This is a genomic window from Tardiphaga sp. 709 (assembly GCF_032401055.1).
Taxonomy (GTDB): domain Bacteria; phylum Pseudomonadota; class Alphaproteobacteria; order Rhizobiales; family Xanthobacteraceae; genus Tardiphaga.
Window position 1 is genome coordinate 4582430 of sequence record NZ_CP135529.1, and the last position, 14651, is coordinate 4597080.

At 61.9% G+C, this 14651-nt stretch carries 14 protein-coding genes and 2 pseudogenes; 6 read left to right on the forward strand and 10 right to left on the reverse strand.

Annotation, left to right across the window (positions count from 1 at the left end; all coding sequences use genetic code 11):
• Positions 1 to 12 precede the first annotated feature (12 nt).
• A complete protein-coding gene (locus RSO67_RS22230; RefSeq protein ID WP_089262423.1) occupies positions 13 to 669 on the reverse strand; it encodes a DsbA family protein in 657 nt (218 codons plus the stop codon).
• 105 nt (positions 670 to 774) lie between these two features.
• Positions 775 to 1254, reverse strand: a complete 480-nt coding sequence (locus RSO67_RS22235; protein ID WP_315844331.1) for a DUF721 domain-containing protein — start codon at positions 1252 to 1254, stop codon at positions 775 to 777.
• A gap of 28 nt (positions 1255 to 1282) precedes the next feature.
• On the opposite strand from RSO67_RS22235, the pseudogene mutY reads away from it, so the two are divergent.
• A pseudogene (mutY, locus tag RSO67_RS22240) lies at positions 1283 to 2394 on the forward strand (A/G-specific adenine glycosylase).
• Here the strand turns inward: mutY and RSO67_RS22245 are convergent.
• Both RSO67_RS22245 and RSO67_RS22250 read right to left on the reverse strand, forming a co-directional pair.
• The gene (locus RSO67_RS22245; RefSeq protein WP_315840607.1) at positions 2395 to 4143 is read right to left on the reverse strand and encodes a sensor domain-containing diguanylate cyclase; all 1749 of its coding nucleotides are present in this window, start codon (positions 4141 to 4143) and stop codon (positions 2395 to 2397) included.
• A 135-nt stretch (positions 4144 to 4278) separates the two neighbouring features.
• On the reverse strand, positions 4279 to 5568 hold the full coding sequence (locus RSO67_RS22250; protein ID WP_315840608.1) for a flavin-dependent oxidoreductase: 1290 nt from the start codon (positions 5566 to 5568) through the stop codon (positions 4279 to 4281).
• Between the two features lie 205 nt (positions 5569 to 5773).
• On the opposite strand from RSO67_RS22250, the gene RSO67_RS22255 reads away from it, so the two are divergent.
• Both RSO67_RS22255 and RSO67_RS22260 read left to right on the forward strand, forming a co-directional pair.
• Positions 5774 to 6310 (forward strand): PAS domain-containing protein, encoded by a 537-nt coding sequence (locus tag RSO67_RS22255; protein ID WP_315840609.1) that lies wholly within the window; start codon positions 5774 to 5776, stop codon positions 6308 to 6310.
• Complete coding sequence (locus RSO67_RS22260; protein ID WP_315840610.1) at positions 6273 to 7598, forward strand: methyl-accepting chemotaxis protein; 1326 nt, start codon at positions 6273 to 6275, stop codon at positions 7596 to 7598. Before RSO67_RS22255 ends, RSO67_RS22260 begins: the two co-directional genes overlap by 38 nt.
• Positions 7599 to 7675: 77 nt before the next feature.
• On the opposite strand, the gene RSO67_RS22265 is transcribed toward RSO67_RS22260, so the two are convergent.
• Complete coding sequence (locus RSO67_RS22265) at positions 7676 to 8011, reverse strand: hypothetical protein (RefSeq protein ID WP_315840611.1); 336 nt, start codon at positions 8009 to 8011, stop codon at positions 7676 to 7678.
• Between the two features lie 156 nt (positions 8012 to 8167).
• Positions 8168 to 9091 (reverse strand): LysR family transcriptional regulator, encoded by a 924-nt coding sequence (locus RSO67_RS22270; RefSeq protein WP_315840612.1) that lies wholly within the window; start codon positions 9089 to 9091, stop codon positions 8168 to 8170.
• A gap of 91 nt (positions 9092 to 9182) precedes the next feature.
• On the opposite strand from RSO67_RS22270, the gene RSO67_RS22275 reads away from it, so the two are divergent.
• On the forward strand, positions 9183 to 9611 hold the full coding sequence (locus tag RSO67_RS22275) for a nuclear transport factor 2 family protein (protein WP_315840613.1): 429 nt from the start codon (positions 9183 to 9185) through the stop codon (positions 9609 to 9611).
• A gap of 53 nt (positions 9612 to 9664) precedes the next feature.
• On the opposite strand, the gene RSO67_RS22280 is transcribed toward RSO67_RS22275, so the two are convergent.
• Together RSO67_RS22280 and RSO67_RS22285 are read right to left on the reverse strand one after the other, a co-directional pair.
• Positions 9665 to 10351 carry a glutathione S-transferase family protein gene (locus RSO67_RS22280; RefSeq protein WP_315840614.1) on the reverse strand — a complete coding sequence of 229 codons (687 nt, stop codon included), beginning with the start codon at positions 10349 to 10351 and terminating at the stop codon, positions 9665 to 9667.
• Positions 10352 to 10501: 150 nt separating this feature from the next.
• Positions 10502 to 11635, reverse strand: a complete 1134-nt coding sequence (locus tag RSO67_RS22285; RefSeq protein ID WP_093759553.1) for a site-specific DNA-methyltransferase — start codon at positions 11633 to 11635, stop codon at positions 10502 to 10504.
• 240 nt (positions 11636 to 11875) lie between these two features.
• Between RSO67_RS22285 and RSO67_RS22290 the strand changes: the two genes are divergently transcribed.
• Entirely contained in the window at positions 11876 to 12817 is a 942-nt protein-coding gene (locus RSO67_RS22290; RefSeq protein WP_089262405.1) for a neutral zinc metallopeptidase, read from the forward strand.
• A 2-nt stretch (positions 12818 to 12819) separates the two neighbouring features.
• Positions 12820 to 13380, forward strand: a complete 561-nt coding sequence (gene moaB / locus RSO67_RS22295) for a molybdenum cofactor biosynthesis protein B (protein ID WP_315840615.1) — start codon at positions 12820 to 12822, stop codon at positions 13378 to 13380.
• Here moaB and RSO67_RS22300 read toward each other — a convergent pair.
• Together RSO67_RS22300 and RSO67_RS22305 are read right to left on the reverse strand one after the other, a co-directional pair.
• Positions 13377 to 13889 (reverse strand): annotated as a pseudogene (locus tag RSO67_RS22300) (GNAT family N-acetyltransferase); the annotation flags it as partial. The gene moaB and the pseudogene RSO67_RS22300 overlap by 4 nt on opposite strands.
• Positions 13886 to 14455, reverse strand: a complete 570-nt coding sequence (locus RSO67_RS22305; RefSeq protein ID WP_315840616.1) for a glycosyl transferase — start codon at positions 14453 to 14455, stop codon at positions 13886 to 13888. The pseudogene RSO67_RS22300 and the gene RSO67_RS22305, both read right to left, overlap by 4 nt.
• Positions 14456 to 14651: the final 196 nt, after the last annotated feature.

Below are 14651 nucleotides of genomic sequence, written 5' to 3' on the forward strand. Positions count from 1 at the left end.
GACAAGAAGACCTCAGCTCTTCAGCAGCGGGGTGATCTTCTTGGAGAATTCCTCGAACGATTGCTCGCCCTTCAGCATCTCGCCATTGATGAAGAAGGTCGGGGTCGAGTTCACCTTCAGCACTTCATTGGCGTATTTCTGGTCGGCGGCGATCTTGTCGAGCAGCGCCTGGTCCTTCAGACATTCTTCCACGGCCTGCTGGCTGAGGCCGGCCTGCTTGCCGATGCGGGTCAGGGTCGCGGCGGTGTCCTTCATCACCCAGTCGTTCTGCTGCTTGAACAGCATGTCGATGACGGCGAAGTACTTGCCCGAGTCCTCCTTGGCGATGCAGCGCGCCAGCATCGAGCCGGCGGCGGCCTTGATGTCGAGCGGGAATTCGCGAAACACGAAGCGGATCTTGTTGGTGTCGATGAAGGCTTCCTTGATCTTCGGGAACACCTGCTCGGTGAAGGCCGCGCAATGCGGGCAGGTCATCGAGGCATATTCGGTGACGGTGACGGCGGCATCCTTCGGGCCGAGCGCCATGTCGGGCAGCGACACCGGCTTGGCGACGTCGACGGCGTTCTGCGCGAAAGCCTCGGAGATCAGCTGCAGCGGCGACAGGCCGATGGCTGCTGCGGCGCCGGTGAGGGCAAGGGCGGCGGTGAAGTCACGGCGCGTGATGATCAAAGGAATGCTCCAAAGCGGCGGCGGACGCCGGGAAAAGGTTCGCTTCGCTAACTTGAAACCACAAATGTGGCAAGCACGCGCCGGTTCCGGGCGAGCTGGAAAGCCTCAACTTCGCTTGATCGAGGCGCCGAGCCGCGCCAGTGCCTCGCGCAAGGCGTCGTCCTCGACCTCGGGCAGCGTTTCCGCAACCTGGGCGATGGCCTTGGCATCCGGCGGCTTCACGGTGCGGCGAGGCTGCGGCCGCGACAGCGGCGCCTGGCGCAGCGCGATCTTGCCGACCGCATTCCAGCCGAAAAAGCGATTCACCCGCTGCAGGATCGCATCCGACGAATGCTGGATCTCCAGCGCCATCGGGCCCTCGACGCGCAGGATGAGTGTCGCCGGCTCCTGCGGCTGGCCTTCCACAGGCCGCGGCCACTGGATCCTCAGCGGCTCCGAGAAGTTCGCCACCTGCTGGCCCGCGATCTCGGCCCAGCGTGTCACCAGCTCGCGCGAGGCAAAGCCCTGTTTGGCATAGGCATCGGCAAACACCCCGCCGAGCAGGACGGAGAGCGGTTTCGCCGAGATATAGCCGGGCTTGTTCATGGTCGGGCGTTTTGGATACATGGTCAGCATGAGTCTATCAGCCGCCGCCACCCGACGAAAGAAACCTTCCGCACGGGATAGCGGGGAAAGCGCCGCCGCCAAGCGCCCGGCCCAATTGCTTGCCTGGTATGACAAGCATCGCCGGAGATTGCCGTGGCGGCCGTTGCCGGGCGAGGGCATCGATCCCTATCGGGTCTGGCTGTCCGAAATCATGCTGCAGCAGACCACCGTGCAAGCTGTCGGGCCGTATTTCGCCAAGTTCCTGGCGCGCTGGCCCACTGTCAGCGATCTCGGCAGCGCCTCGCAGGACGATGTGCTGCGGATGTGGGCCGGACTTGGCTATTACTCCCGCGCGCGCAATCTCCACGCCTGCGCCGTCACCGTGCTGCGCGATCACGGCGGCGTCTTCCCGGATACCGAGGACGGTCTGCGCGCGCTGCCCGGCATCGGGCCCTATACGGCATCGGCCATCGCCGCGATCGCCTTCGGCCGCCAATGCATGCCGGTGGACGGCAATATCGAGCGCGTGACCTCGCGTCTCTATGCGGTGGAAGAGCCGCTGCCGAAATCCAAGCCGGTGATCGTGGGGCTCGCCGCCACGCTGCTCGGTCCCTCGCGTGCCGGCGATAGCGCCCAGGCGCTGATGGATCTCGGCTCCACCATCTGCACGCCCAAAAAACCCGCCTGTGCGCTGTGCCCGATCAATGACGATTGCGCAGCAAAGACCCGCGGTGATCAGGAGACGTTTCCGCGCAAACTGCCGAAGAAGGCCGGCACGCTGCGCCGCGGCGCGGCGTTCGTGGTCACGCGCGGCAACGAACTGCTGGTGCGCACGCGGCCGGAAAAGGGCTTGCTCGGCAATATGACCGAAGTGCCGTCATCGGAGTGGCTGGCCGGTCACGACGACAAGGACGCGTTGAAGCAAGCGCCCAGCTTAAAAAATCTGACGGCGTGGCATCGCAAAACGGGCGCGGTCACCCATATCTTCACGCACTTCCCGCTGGAGCTCACCGTCTATACGGCGCATGTGCCGCCCCGCACCCGCCCCCCGAGGGGATGCGCTGGGTCCCGATCGCAATATTGGACGACGAAGCGCTGCCGAACGTCATGCGCAAGGTCATCGCGCATGGGCTGGATTGATCATGCTGCGCGAATGCTGCGATCTTCGCTCGCCGGCATGAAGAAGCAGCGATTGCGGCCCGTATTCTTCGCGACATAAAGGCCCTGGTCGGCGCGTTCGATCATGTCCTGCACATCGCGGTCGCTGTCGGCGATCAGTGCAATGCCGATCGAGACTGTTGCTGAAATGCGCGTCTCGCCTTCGCCGATGATCGCAAGTTCGATGGCATTGCGGATGCGATTGGCGAGCGCCTGTGCGGTCAGTTCGTCAGCCTCACGCAGCAGCACCACGAATTCCTCACCGCCGAAACGCGCGGCGCGGTCGGTACTCTTGATATTGCTGGAGATGATTTCGGCAATGCGCTTGATGGCGACGTCGCCCACGTGATGGCCGTGATTGTCGTTGATTTTCTTGAAGTGGTCGATGTCGATCATCAGCGTCGCGATGTTGCGCTTGTAGCGATGCGCGAATTCCATCGCGTCGTCGGCCGCTGCGAGGAACGCGCGGCGGTTCATCAGGTCGGTCAGGTAGTCGGTGTCGGCAAGCCGGCGCAGCTTGGTGAGGTCATCCTTGAACTGCATGGCGTTTTCGGTGGCGCGCAGCTCGGCTTCCTTGGTGCGCTCCTCGGCAAACCCGATACGGCGCAGCAGCGAGCGCAACGCGCGCGTAAGCTGGACGACTTCGAGCGAGCCGTTCTGTCGCGGCAGCATCGTCGGGCCCGATGCGCGGCCAATGCGGTCAGCTTCCAGCGTGATGGCGTGGATCGGGCGTGCAATCTGCCGCGCGATGAAGAACGCCAGGATGACGCCGACGAGGCCGGCAATCGCGCCGATGACGAGAATGGTCTTGGCCGAGTGCACGGCGGCGGCAAGCGCAACGTCGCTCGGCTGGCTCGCGGTGACGATCCAGTTCAGGCCTTGATAGTCACGATGGCCGCGGCTGACATAATAGGCCGTGAGAAGGTTCTGGTCGGCCGGCTTTTCGGTGAAGGCGCCGGTGCGCGTGCGCAGAATGTCGCCGAGGCGATCGCCCGAGTATTTCGTGGTGGTCGTGCCGGGGCCAACAAGAACCGCTCCGGCGCGCGACAAGACCGATAACGTCGTATCGGTGCCGCCATCATTGGCCTCCGCGCTGGCGATCAGGTTGCGCGCCCATTGCCAATCGAGATGCGCGCCAAGCACGCCGAGCAGGTTACCGTCGGTGTCGCGTACGGGAAGAGCGATATCGACGAAACGATGCGGCTCGCCATCGGCACGCTTGGCCAATAGCGACGATAGTAGCGCAGCCTCATGCACGTCGCCGACGATGGGGTCGTGAAGGCCGGTTCTGAACCATGGACGCTGTGCGACGGATGCTCCTTCCAGCATACCGCCTGTCGATGCGACGACGGTGCCGTCAGGCTTCGCGAAGCCGATCCAGGCGAAATCGGTGAACGAGCTCTGCAACTGTTCGAGCGCCTTGCGCAGCGAGGCGTGATCGCCCTGCCAGAGTGGGCGCATCGGTTCGAGCTTCGAGAACAGATGAACTTCCTGCTGGCGCAGCGCCATGTAACGATCGAGACGTTCGGCCGTGGTCGACGCGACACTCGCGAGGCGCGTGTTTACCAGCTCAGCGGTGTTGCGATAGCTGACGAAGGCTGCACCGGTTGCAAGCGCGCCGACAAGCGCGATGACCATCGCCGCAACAGCAGCGGTAATCTGCGCGCGAACCGAAAGACGGTCCTTGAACGCCTGCAGTCGGTCGGCCAGCTTCTGGAACAGGTTGCGCATCAAAAGGCTCTGAATTTCTCCGGCCTTCTTGCCACGCTGCGCTTGCCAATCCCTAACGGTAGCAATCTCCGTTAGGTTCATGTTGAATCACGGGTGAATCCACAGGGTTGAATGCCCGTTAACGCGCGGGTTCCATCAGCCTGCGCTTGAGAGTTGCGATGGCTCCGGTATCGACACAATCGGCGGTTTCGCATTGAGGCCTTCAACCTGAAATCCGGCGACGCGCTTGTAGTTGGCGGCGATGTCTTCGAGTTCCTGCTGCGACAGCACGTCGGTCACGACATTGAAGCCCCCAGGCGCGCGCTCCTCGACGATCTGCATGACCTGTTCCGGTCCGTTGCGGCGGTTCAGCATCACGAGGTCGGTGGTCGCGGGACGTCGTTCAGCCTCATAGGCTTCGAGCGCGGCTGGTACTTCACCTTTGGCGAGAATTTCACGCGTCAGTACGCGGGCGTCGAGAATGGCCTGCGACGCGCCGTTGGAGCCGATCGGATACATCGGATGCGCAGCGTCGCCCATCAGCGTCACGCGGCCGAAGGTCCAGCGATCGACCGGATCGCGATCGACCAGCGGATATTCATAGGCGTGCGGACAGTTGCTGATCAGGCCGGGCACGTCGAGCCAGTCGAAGCGCCAGTCCTTGAACCAGGGCAGGAATTCATCGAGCCGCGCGGCGCGGTTGTAGTCTTCGCGGCGCCACTCATAGGTTGGCGGCATGTGCCGTTCGGCCACCCAGTTGATGTCGTATTTGCCATCGGCATCGGGTGCCTGCGAGATCGGGTAGCAGACGAATTTCAGGATCTCATGGCCGGCCATGATCATGGTGCGGCCGGTCAGGAACGCATCGCTCTTGGTGATGCCGCGCCACAGAATGCGGCCATTCCAGAGCGGCGCGCCTTCCTGCGGATATAGCTTCTGCCGGATCGCCGAATGGATGCCATCGGCGGCGATCAACAGCGTGCCGTCATGGCTGCCGGCGGATTTGCCGGTGGCCTTGTCGATGAAGTCGGCGCGAATGCCGTCCGGCGTTTCCGTCCAGCCGGTCAAATGACGGCTGGTGAGGATGTTCTCCGCGCCGAGGCGTTCGATGGCGGTGTCGAGCAGGATCTGCTGCAGCCTGCCGCGGTGGATCGAGAACTGCGGCCATTTGTAGCCGGCCTCGATGCCGCGCGGTTCGCTCCAGATCGGCTTGCCGTGTTTGGAGAAGAAGGCGAGTTCGCGGGTGCGCACGCCGGACGCGTCGAGCTGGTCGTGCAGGCCGAGTTCGATCAGCTCGCGCACCGCATGCGGCAGCACATTGATGCCGACGCCGAGCGGCCTGAGCGCCGGCACGCTTTCAAACACGCGGCATGGCACGCCGATCTGGTGCAGGCTGAGCGCAAGCGTCAGTCCGCCAATTCCGCCGCCTGCAATGAGAACGGTCATTTTGTTGCCTCCCCCTCGATTTGATCGAGGTCATGGCACGGGAAAGGCAATCGCGGCAACTGGGACGATCGCGACGGAAAAATGCGTCCGGATCGTCCGCCGGCAGCGAATTCATGGTGGACGGAACCTTAACGCAAAATTCAGCCGCGTTCCCTAATACCGGTAGCACTTCTTTTTGGGTGAATCGGTCACCGACAGGTCAATGATGTCCAACCAGATTAAGCCGAGCGGCCGCGAGACTTTCTTTCCGGCTTCGGAGCTCATCGTATCCAAGACGGATCTCAAGGGTCGCATGACCTATGTAAATCGTCTGTTCTGCAAGATGGCCGGCTATACCGAAGCCGAGTTGCTCGGCCAGCCCCACAGTCTCATCCGTCATCCCGACATGCCGCGCAGTGTCTTCAAGCTGCTCTGGGACACGGTCGAGGAGCGCCGCGAGATTTTCGCCTTCGTGAAGAACATGGCGAGCAATGGCGATCATTACTGGGTCTTCGCCCATGTCACGCCGTCCTACGGCCTCGACGGCAAGGTCGCCGGCTATCATTCCAATCGCCGCGTGCCCGCGCCGGATCTTATCAAGAAGACCATCGCACCACTCTATGCCGAAGTCTTGGCCATCGAGAAACGGCACGTGAACGGCAAGGAATCCCTCGCCGCCGGCTACAAGGCCCTTACCGATTTCGTTGCATCCAAGAAGGTTAGCTATGACGAACTTATGTTTTCTCTCAAGAGCGCAGCTTAGCACGCTCGTCGTCATTGCCGGCTCTGTGCTTGCTCTGGTACTTCAGTTCTTCGGTCTTCTAGTCGCAGCCATGGTCTGCCAGGCCGTTGCGATCGCGGCGGCAATTGTCGCGCTTGTCCTGATGGGCAAGACGGCGCGCCTGATCGAAAAGGCGCGTATCGCTTGTCAGCGCATCGCGCAGGGAGATTTCGAGGCCCGTATCCTTGGAATCCCGGTGCGCGGCGTCACCGGCGAGTTGCTGCACAGCGTCAATGACATGATCGATGGTTGCGATGCCTTCGTGCGTGAATCCACCGCGGCGATGGCGGCGCTCAACGACAACAAATACTACCGGCGCATCCTGCCGGGCGGATTGCATGGCGGCCTGTTGCACGGCGCGAAGGCGATGAACGCGGCGACCGACAGTATCGCCGACCGCATCAAGAATTTCGAGCGCCAGACCAGCCAGCTCGAATCCACCGTGAGTGGCATCGTATCCGCACTCGACAGCGGCGCGGTCGAGATGAGCAGCACCGCAGGGAATCTGCGGACCGGTGCATCCTCGACATTGACCCGCGTCACATCGGTGGCGGCGGCATCCGAACAGGCGTCCGCCAACATGCAGTCGGTGGCTTCGGCCACCGCGCGGCTGTCATCCAGTGCCAGCGAAGTCGGCGCCGACGTCAATCGCTCGGCCGCAATTGCCGGCCGCGCCGTCGAACGCGTCGCCGATGCAGCCAGCAATGTGGACGTGCTTCGCGCCGTTGCGGTGCGCATCAGCGAGGTCGTGACTTCGATCAATGTGATTGCCAGCCAGACCAACCTGCTGGCGCTGAACGCAACGATCGAAGCGGCCCGTGCAGGCGATGCCGGTCGCGGCTTTGCCGTGGTGGCGCATGAAGTAAAGGCGCTGGCGACACAGACCGCCAACTTCACCGCCGAGATCGAAAAAGAAATCGGCCAGGTTCAGTCGGCCACCGACAAGGTCTCCTCATCGATCACGGAGATCGGCACCGTGATCGCGGAAGTGAACGAGATCACCGGTAAGGTCGCGAGTGCCTCGGAAGCGCAGTCCGCGGCAACAGCCGATATCGCGCGCAACATCGATGAGGCCTTCGCCGTGGTGCGCGAGATTTCAACCAACATTCAGTCGCTGGCAACGACCGCCAAGGACACCGAACAACTCGCCACATCGACCATGGTGGCATCCGGCGATCTGTCGTCGCAGTCGGGATTGCTGACCAAGGAAATCCGCGGCTATCTCGGCGAGGCCCGGCAGAATCTGGTACGCCAGGCCGCCGCGCGCTGATCGCGTCCGCTTATTTCGATTGGTCTGGAATTGGCGCCACTGCGGCGCCAATTTCTTTGGCGGTGAAGGTGTGCCTGTCAGGCGCTGATATCGGTGAAGAAACCGCTGGCGCTTCCACCATTCTCGGTCTTCTTGTTCACGGCTTCCTTGATCTTGTCGGCAATCTTCTGCTCGATCTCCCGCTGTTGTTCGGGCGACATGTTCTTCAGTTCTTCTTCCGTCACGCCGATGCTCGACAGCAGCGCGTCGCGCATTTTTTCCGCCGGCGTCTTTTTCGCGTAGTCGAGAAATTTCTCTTCCGGCGATTTTGCTGCCGTTGTTGCATTGCCGAGGCCGCTCTCGGCCTTGTCGGACGGCTGCAGCCTGTTCGGGAGCTTGAAGGACTGCATGGTGGAGATGATGGAGTTCGACATCTGAATTTCTCTTGCTGCGAGATATTTGCGACCCACTACGCAAAAATCAGGCCATCAGAAATATTCAGAAATCATAAGCGGTTAGGTATTTGGTGTTGCTGCACGGCGTTGCCTGTCGGCAAGCTTTGCCGGCAAATTTGACCGAGAAGCGCAGTATCAGCCCGTACGGCGCTTTGGCGGATCGAGCTCGCGGCCGGTTTCCAGCATGATCTTGCGGAGCCAGATCGAGCCGGAATCGAATTGCGCGCGTGTCGGCGTGAACACGAACTGCTCGTCGTTGCCGGGATCGAATGGCGGCGCAATTGTCGTGAGCGATAGCGGCTGAGCCAATGCGGCAATCAGGCGTCGCGGCACAAAGGCCACGAGATCGGTCCGTGCGGCGACATGCAGCGCCTCGATATAGCTCGGCACGACGAGGGCAATCCGTCGCTCGAGCTTCTTGCTGTGCAGCCAGTCGTCGATCAGATCTTCGCTCTGGCCTCGGAGCACCACGGCAACATGGCGAGCTTTGAGAAATCCCTCGGTGGTCTTCAGGCGCGCCGCCGCCGGATGGCCCTTGCGGACGGCGAGGGCGTCGGAATCGACATAGAGCAACTGACGATGGAAGCCGTTGAAAGCGTTACCGATGCTGATCACCATGTCGAGGCTGCGGGCGAATTCCGCCGTCATGATCGACGGGCCGCGCCATGGCACGACGTTGATCCGGACGCCCGGCGCGATGCTGTCGAGCTTCTTCATCAATGGTGGCATCAGCAGTTCGACGGCCAGATCCGGCATCATCAGCCGAAAGTGCCGGTCGCTCTGGCGGGCATCGAAGACATCCGGAATGAACAGTCCGCGCACCTGCTCCAGTGTCTGGGCAAGTGGACCGCGCAGGGCCTGCGCGCGCGGCGTCAGCTCCATGCGGGCGCCGACGCGGACGAGCAGGGGATCGCCGAGAACGTCACGCAGCCTGCGCAGCGCGTGGCTCGCCGCCGGTTGCGACAGGCCGATCCGCATCGCGGCTCGGCCGACATTGCCTTCCAGCAGCAATGCATCGAGCGCGACAAGCAGATTGAGATCGAGCGCGGCTAAATTCATGGGCCGAATATATATCATACAGACTATCGATTGGAAGAATGGGGACTGTCCAACCCATACTGCGTCATGGTTCAAGCGATGGAGCAGAACAATGAGCACGGCAGACAACAAGAAGCTTATTCAGCAGGTCTATAGCGATTCAGCCAACCGCAGCGGCTCCACCTTCGCCGATCATCTCGCCGATGATGCATGCTGGATCGTGGTCGGTCAGTATTCCTGGGGACGGACCTTCAAGGGGAAGGACGCGATCCTCAATGGCCTGATGGGACATTTCAGGTCGCTGTTCGATATTCGACCGCGCACGGTCGCGTCCAATTTCATTGCGGAAGGCAATCTGGTGGTGGTCGAGGCCAAGGGCGACAACGTTACCAAAACGGGTGATCGTTACGACAACGACTACTGCATGGTGTGGCGTGTCGAGAACGGCAAGATCACCATGATCAAGGAATATTGCGATACGGCACTGGTGGAACGGGTGCTGGGTCCTTTCCCCGAAGAGATGGTACGCGTGCCTGCCTGACACAAAAATGCCGGGCGCAGTGTTGCGCTCGGCATTCGTCGAATGGTTCGTGATCAGGCTGCGCTGGTGGCGAGATGCTTGAACATGGCGGCGCGGGCTTCGTCGTCCATCCCGGCCTTGAACTTGAATTGGTCCTTCAACGCGACAGCCTTCGCCGCGGCGGGGCGCGCCGAGATCTCATCATGCAGGCGCTTCACATTGGGGAATTGGGCGAAGCCTTCGTCACCGAGGATGAAGTTGGTCATCCGCACCCAGCCCCAAACATCCATGTCCACGATCGTGTAGCCGTCGCCGACCATATATTGCCGTCCCGCCATGCGGTCATTGAGCACGCCGAGATGGCGTTTGGCCTCGAACTGATAGCGGTTATGCGCGTAGTCGACCTTCTCGGGCGCGAAATGCTTGAAGTGCACGGCCTGGCCGAAAAACGGACCGACGCCGGTGGCGACGAACATCAGCCAGGACAGCATCTCGCCGCGATTGGCCGGGGTGTTGGCGGGCAGGAATTTGCCGGTCTTCTCGGCGAGGTAGAGCAGGATGGCGTTGCTGTCGAACACCTTGACGCCGTCGTCGTCGATCGCCGGCACCTTGCCGTTCGGATTGACCTTCAGGAAGTCCTGATTGAACTGCGCGCCCGTGCGGGTGTCGATGGCGATCGGCTCATAGGCCAGGCCGGCTTCTTCCAGAAACAGCGCGACCTTGGTCGGGTTTGGCGACCCATTGAAGTAAAACTTCAGCATTTCAAATCTCCCTGGATTTTGTACGTCAAAGCACGAGGCGAGGACCGCGGGCGCGGACCGTCGTCTCGTGCTTGGAATTCAAGGGGAGTGCAAGCGATGTTTTGACGAAGGCCGGGCGCATGCGTCCGGCGGGTGGCATGGGCGGGGACTTTAGACCGCGCCCATCTCGCTGCGGATTTCGGCGCGGAGTTCGTCGATCAGGCGCAGGCCCTTCTTGGTCTCGACGTGCCAGAACGTCCAGCCATTGCAGGATGCGGAGCCCTGGGCCATCGCGCCCATGCGATGGATCGAACCGACCTTGTCGCCGAACATGATGGCGCCGTCGGCGCGCACCAATGCACCATGGCGCTTCTTCAGATCGACCAGCTTGGTGCCGGGCGAGATCATGCCGCGCTCGACCAGTTCGGAGAACGCCACGCGCGGTGCGCTGCGGGCGGTCATGAACGGTGCCAGTGTTGCCTCGGGCAGCGGCTCGATCGCGGCGATGCGAGCTTCGGCAGCGGCGGCATAATCGCGGTCACGCTCGAAACCGATGTAGTTGCGGCCGAGGCGCTTGGCGACAGCGCCGGTGGTGCCGGTGCCGTTGAACGGATCGATGACGAGATCGCCGGGTTTCGACGATGACAGCAGCACGCGGGCCAGCAGGCCTTCCGGCTTCTGGGTCGGGTGAACCTTCTTGCCGTCGCTGCCCTTCAGGCGTTCGTCACCGGTGCAGAGTGGGATCAGCCAGTCGGAACGTGCCTGCACGTCTTCATTGGCGGCCTTGAGAGCTTCGTAATTGAACGTATAGCCCTTGGCGTTCTCATCGCGCGCGGCCCAGATCATGGTCTCATGCGCATTGGTGAAACGACGGCCGCGGAAATTCGGCATCGGGTTGGACTTGCGCCACACGATATCGTTGAGGACCCAGAAGCCGAGGTCCTGCATGATCGCGCCGACGCGGAAAATATTGTGATAGGAGCCGATCACCCACAGGGTCGCCGACGGCTTCATGATACGGCGTGCGGCCAGGAGCCACGCGCGCGTGAAGTCGTCATATGCGGCGAATGACGAGAACTTGTCCCAGTCATTATTCACCGCATCGACATGGGATTCATCGGGGCGCTTGAGATCGCCCTTCAGCTGCAGATTGTACGGCGGATCTGCGAACACCAGATCGACCGACCCTGCCGGGAGTTTTGACATCTCTGCGACGCAATCACCAATGACGATGCTGCTGCTCGGAGAGGTTTCGAAGTGAGAGCGGGGCGCCCTTGCAGACGCCCCGCGACGCGAAACAACCATGACTCAATTACTCTGACTCAGGCGACGCTGTCGGCGACGCGGGACTAAACAACCGACAGGCAGACATTGACCGGGCAAAGTAAAAATCGACTTAATTGGTAACGAGTTCGAACTAGGCAAGTTTTGCCGGGCAGGTTAATGCTTAATGGAATGGAAATTTTGCGCTGCAATTGCGTTATGGTGTTCGGATCGCGTCAAACCGGTCTAAAATGCTGCGACTTGAAATGAAGGAATTACCTCATGCGTTACGATGACTTCCGTCGCAGCGACAATATCGACGACCGTCGTGACGATAGCGGCGGCGGATATGGCGGCGGAGGTGGCGGTGGTTTCGGAATTCCGGGCGGTGGCGGTGGTCTCGGCATCGGCACGGTGATTGTGCTTGGCCTCGTTGGCTGGGCGTTCGGCATCGATCCGCGCATTCTTATCGGCGGTGCAGAAATTCTCACCGGCGGCCAGCAGGCGCCGACCTATCAGACCGATCGGCGCTCGACGCCGACGAAATCAGGCGCGCCTACCGATGAAATGGGCAGCATGATTTCGGGCGTGCTCGGCGAGATCGACGATCGCTGGGATGAAATCTTCAAGGAGAGCGGACAGAAATATACGGGGCCGCAGATCGTGCTGTTTCGTAATGCCACCAATGGCGGGCGTTGCGGCAATGCGCAGTCGGCGATGGGGCCGTTCTACTGTCCGCCCGACAAGAAGATCTATCTCGACACTGGCTTCTTCCGTCAGGTCGAAACCAAATTTCGCGGCTGCTCCGGCAATGCCTGCAAATTTACCGCGGCATATATCATTGCGCATGAAGCCGGCCATCACATTCAGAACCTGCTCGGGATCATTCCGCGCGTGACACGGCTGCAGCAGCAGGCGGGCAGCAAGGCGGAGGCCAATCTGCTGCAGGTTCGCGTCGAACTGCAGGCCGATTGTCTGTCGGGCGTCTGGGTCAATCGCGAATCGAAGAAGCGGCCCGGTTTCCTCGAAGCCGGTGACATCGATGCCGCGTTGCAGACCGCGTCCGCCATCGGCGACGATACGCTGCAACGTCAGGCACAGGGCCGCGTTGTGCCGGATTCCTTCACGCATGGTTCTGCCGAACAGCGCAAGCGCTGGTTCATGACTGGCTATCAGCAAGGCACCGTGCAGGCCTGCAACACATTTGCGACGGATCGGCTTTAGCGATGGAGCCGGACACGACCAAGGCCTTCGTGCCGCTCAACATTGCGGTACTGACCATCTCCGATACGCGCTCGCTTGACGACGACAAGTCCGGCGCGACGCTGGCGGATCGGCTGACATCGGCCGGTCACACGCTGGCGAAGCGAGATATTGTCACTGACGATGTCGAGGCGATCCGGACGATCGTGCGTGGATGGATCGCCGATCCCGCTGTCGACGCGATCATCACGACCGGCGGCACGGGGTTCACCGGCCGCGACGTCACGCCGGAAGCCATCGAGCCTCTGTTCGAGAAGCGGATGGATGGTTTCTCGATTGCGTTTCACATGCTGAGTCACGCCAAGATCGGCACCTCGACGATCCAGAGCCGCGCCACGGCAGGCACGGCCGGCGCGACGTTTATCTTCTGCCTGCCGGGTTCGCCCGGTGCCTGCCGCGATGGCTGGGACGGCATCCTTGCCGCGCAACTGGATTACCGCACGCGGCCCTGCAATTTCGTGGAGATCATGCCGCGGCTCGATGAGCATCTGCGACGCCCGAAGGCGAAGGGCGCGTCGGTCTAGAGCGCGAGCTCCCAGGTCTCGCCGATCAAATCCTGCCCGAAACTGCGATGCGGCTCGGTGGCGACCAGCGCGAAGCCGGCATCCTGATAGATTTTTCGCGCAGCGCCGAGATTGCTCTGGGTCCACAGCGTGATCCTGCGATAACCGCATTGCCGCGCGAAGGCGATGGATTCCGTCACCATGCGCTGGCCGAGCTTTTGTCCGCGCGCCTTGGGATCGATCAGCAAGAGCCGAAACTTGGCGACGTCGTCGGATGCCTTCACGAGAAACAGCGAGCCGACGGGCGCGCCATCCATCTCGGCGATCCAGCAGCGTTCGCGCGTGGCATCGCATGTTGCGACGAATTCTGCGGCGATGTCGGCTACCAGCGCCTTGAAGGATGCATCGAACCCGTATTCACTCGCATAGAGTTCGCCGTGACTGCGGATGACCCAGTCGATATCGCCAGGCTGGAGATCGCGTAGCACTGCAGGCTGAACGGCATCGGGGGCTTGGACGGCCATGATCAGGCGACGATGATCCGGCTGCGTAGCAATGTGCGTGAGGAGCGGCCGAGCTGGCGCAGCAGCCGCGCTTCGGAACGCCGGGCATCGGGTGCGTAGCCGCCGAGACGATCATAGTGTTCGCGGGCGATCAGCAGGCCCTGATCGGCCTTGGGGCCTGTGATCATCCGGACCAGGTGCTTCAGACCATCGCGAAAATTGGTCTCGTCATAGGGCGAGCGCGCATAGCGGAAAATGCCCGCGCGGGGGCGCTCGCTGGTCGAGACGCGCTGGATGAATTGCTGGGTCTCCTCGATCCAGCCGGCATCGAGCACGGCACCGGCATGCAGAAACATCAGCCAGGGCGAACGCGCCTGCTTGGCGCCGGCGGCCATCGCCGCGGCGCGCGATCCTTGCGAGGTCAGGAAGCCGCAGCCGGCGACATCCGCGACGCGTTCGATGACGTCTGTGCCGGCGCGATCGACCAGCAGCACTTCGCGGATCACTCCGGCAGCAGCGCCCGGCACCAGCGCTGCCAGTGTGGCAACAGCGGGCTGTTCGACGCCTTCGGTGGGGATGATCACGCTCAGCATGGGTGTCGGATAATACCTCTCAACAACGGGGTGGCCGCGTTATCGTTTCGTCATAGTCTATGCGGCACCGGCGGCTGCTGCAATTTCGGGGCGGTTCGACTTTCGGCCGCCCCTGCAAGGCGGCGGGAGAATGCACAGTGCCCCGGCCGTGTGCCACCCTATTTATGTTCTTGCTTTGTTCCATTTGTGCGCTATC

What these genes read in the sequence shown, in the direction of transcription:
- RSO67_RS22235 (WP_315844331.1), bottom strand. Translation starts at nt 1,254, where the DNA reads ATGAACAAGCCCGGCTATATCTCGGCGAAACCGCTCTCCGTCCTGCTC.
- RSO67_RS22245 (WP_315840607.1), bottom strand. Translation starts at nt 4,143, where the DNA reads ATGCGCAACCTGTTCCAGAAGCTGGCCGACCGACTGCAGGCGTTCAAG.
- RSO67_RS22250 (WP_315840608.1), bottom strand. Translation starts at nt 5,568, where the DNA reads ATGACCGTTCTCATTGCAGGCGGCGGAATTGGCGGACTGACGCTTGCG.
- RSO67_RS22255 (WP_315840609.1), top strand. Translation starts at nt 5,774, where the DNA reads ATGTCCAACCAGATTAAGCCGAGCGGCCGCGAGACTTTCTTTCCGGCT.
- RSO67_RS22260 (WP_315840610.1), top strand. Translation starts at nt 6,273, where the DNA reads ATGACGAACTTATGTTTTCTCTCAAGAGCGCAGCTTAGCACGCTCGTC.
- RSO67_RS22265 (WP_315840611.1), bottom strand. Translation starts at nt 8,011, where the DNA reads ATGTCGAACTCCATCATCTCCACCATGCAGTCCTTCAAGCTCCCGAAC.
- RSO67_RS22270 (WP_315840612.1), bottom strand. Translation starts at nt 9,091, where the DNA reads ATGAATTTAGCCGCGCTCGATCTCAATCTGCTTGTCGCGCTCGATGCA.
- RSO67_RS22275 (WP_315840613.1), top strand. Translation starts at nt 9,183, where the DNA reads ATGAGCACGGCAGACAACAAGAAGCTTATTCAGCAGGTCTATAGCGAT.
- RSO67_RS22280 (WP_315840614.1), bottom strand. Translation starts at nt 10,351, where the DNA reads ATGCTGAAGTTTTACTTCAATGGGTCGCCAAACCCGACCAAGGTCGCG.
- RSO67_RS22285 (WP_093759553.1), bottom strand. Translation starts at nt 11,635, where the DNA reads ATGGTTGTTTCGCGTCGCGGGGCGTCTGCAAGGGCGCCCCGCTCTCAC.
- RSO67_RS22290 (WP_089262405.1), top strand. Translation starts at nt 11,876, where the DNA reads ATGCGTTACGATGACTTCCGTCGCAGCGACAATATCGACGACCGTCGT.
- moaB (WP_315840615.1), top strand. Translation starts at nt 12,820, where the DNA reads ATGGAGCCGGACACGACCAAGGCCTTCGTGCCGCTCAACATTGCGGTA.
- RSO67_RS22305 (WP_315840616.1), bottom strand. Translation starts at nt 14,455, where the DNA reads ATGCTGAGCGTGATCATCCCCACCGAAGGCGTCGAACAGCCCGCTGTT.